General features: G+C 38.3%; 4 protein-coding genes. 2 read left to right on the forward strand and 2 right to left on the reverse strand.

Features of this window, described 5'->3' with window-relative positions:
* The coding region (locus A3763_RS15565) for a transposase (protein ID WP_156494918.1) at positions 1 to 187 on the reverse strand (187 nt) is incomplete at its 3' end.
* A gap of 346 nt (positions 188 to 533) precedes the next feature.
* On the opposite strand from A3763_RS15565, the gene A3763_RS15570 reads away from it, so the two are divergent.
* Together A3763_RS15570 and A3763_RS15575 are read left to right on the forward strand one after the other, a co-directional pair.
* A complete protein-coding gene (locus A3763_RS15570) occupies positions 534 to 791 on the forward strand; it encodes a DUF4160 domain-containing protein (protein ID WP_068511393.1) in 258 nt (85 codons plus the stop codon).
* 6 nt (positions 792 to 797) lie between these two features.
* Positions 798 to 1052: a DUF2442 domain-containing protein gene (locus A3763_RS15575; protein ID WP_068510406.1), complete on the forward strand. Its 255-nt coding sequence runs from the start codon at positions 798 to 800 to the stop codon at positions 1050 to 1052.
* Between the two features lie 55 nt (positions 1053 to 1107).
* On the opposite strand, the gene A3763_RS15580 is transcribed toward A3763_RS15575, so the two are convergent.
* The gene (locus tag A3763_RS15580; RefSeq protein ID WP_156497766.1) at positions 1108 to 1677 is read right to left on the reverse strand and encodes a tyrosine-type recombinase/integrase; all 570 of its coding nucleotides are present in this window, start codon (positions 1675 to 1677) and stop codon (positions 1108 to 1110) included.
* Positions 1678 to 1783 lie beyond the last annotated feature (106 nt).

Genomic DNA, 1783 nt, shown 5'->3' on the forward strand with positions numbered 1-1783 from the left:
CTGGAGACCAGTTATCTGGACTACTACTTTTTGTCACACTTGAACCTGGTAATTGAAATTTATCTCGCCAGGAATACAAGGTGGATAGGTTTATGTTTTCCTGGGCTGAAAACGTTCTTAATGATAACCCACTTTCAAGCCACTTCTTAACAATGGCTTCTTTAAACTCTTTTGAATAATGCTTCACTCATATTCTCTTACCGCCTCCTATTCAATTATTAAAAATTAACAGAGGCGACAACTATCCTGACACAGGGGGGTATCCCTCTTGATACTGTTTATGCATACAGCATATAGAAGAAGCTTCACTTAGCGAATATTGGCCGTAATTTTGTAAAAACAGTCCAACTGTTATGTCCGCTTATCTCACTTTCCAGAAGTAACCGATCAGATCAATATTGGCCAAAAAATCTTTGTTTATCGATCAGTCATGAAGGTCCGTTTTGCGGACGTCATTGGCATCTGTTTAAAAAATACGGTAAATACTAAAGTTTGACGATATAATAGAGAAAATTTATAGACTGGAGCGGTGGATGCCGGTAATAAGTAGGTTTTATGGAATATTGATCGCAATGTATTTTAACGATCATAACCCTCCGCATTTTCATGCAAAGTACTCAGGGTATGAGGCTCTATTTAACTTTGATGGAGAAATCATCGAAGGTGAATTGCCTAACAGAGCTATCAAATTCGTTCAAGAATGGATTTCATATCACCTAACTGAGTTAGAAGAAAATTGGGACAAAGCTCGCTCTGGCGAACCTTTGAATTACATAGCACCGTTGGAGTAACAAATTATGCTTCATATTAAATCAGCAAAGCACGTTTCCGACTTTACACTTTGGGTTGCTTTTGATGATGGCACTTCAGGCAATATTGACTTAAAAGGAGCTTTGGAAGGTACCGTCTTTTTACCATTAAAAGATGTAGCTGTTTTTTCTAAAGTTTCAGTTGATCCTGAGCTAGAGACTGTGGTTTGGCCTAATGGTGCAGACCTTGCTCCTGAGTTCTTAAAAGACCTACACCAAAAACAAAACCAAGTTCACAACTGAATATTGGTATCTCTGACAGGTAGCTACTTTTTAGTATCCACCTGTTGGAAAATATCTACACCTGGATTCGTTCGGCAAGATCAAGCGCATCATCTACTTCAACTCCAAGATACCTTATAGTACTGTCGATTTTTGAGTGCCCTAGCAATATCTGAATAGCTCTAAGATTCTTTGTTTCACGATAAATAATTGAAGCTTTTGTTCGCCTCATTGAGTGAGTGCCATAAGCTGCCTTATCTAAACCAATACTGGAAACCCATGAGTCAACAATTCGAGCATATTGTCTAGTAGATAGATGCTCTGATTTCTTACACCGACTTTGAAATAAGAAATCGTTAAAACCTAAATGCTGAATCTCAATCAGTTTATTTAAGGTCGTTTTTGTCTTCGCTGTAATTTCAAATTGAACAGGTGTTTTCGTTTTTTTCTGAATGATTTGTGCGCGTGATTGAATACCATCGCCATGACTTATGTCACTGACTGACAGTCTGACAAGATCACAACTTCGAAGCATGCTATCAATTGCTAGGTTGAAAAGAGCTAGGTCTCTGATACTTTGTAAGCGTCTAGCCAAGCACACATAATACCAAACCCAACAATTAATTACGCTAGTTCCAAAATTCACAAGGAACTAGCACATGACTAAAAAGAACACCAAGAAAGCCAAACACGACTGGCCAAGTATCTTCGATTATCAAAAAGAGAGCGGGTTAACGGTTGCAGAATTCTGC

It is taken from the genome of Oleiphilus sp. HI0128 (assembly GCF_001635365.1).

What these genes read in the sequence shown, in the direction of transcription:
- A3763_RS15570 (WP_068511393.1), top strand. Translation starts at nt 534, where the DNA reads ATGCCGGTAATAAGTAGGTTTTATGGAATATTGATCGCAATGTATTTT.
- A3763_RS15575 (WP_068510406.1), top strand. Translation starts at nt 798, where the DNA reads ATGCTTCATATTAAATCAGCAAAGCACGTTTCCGACTTTACACTTTGG.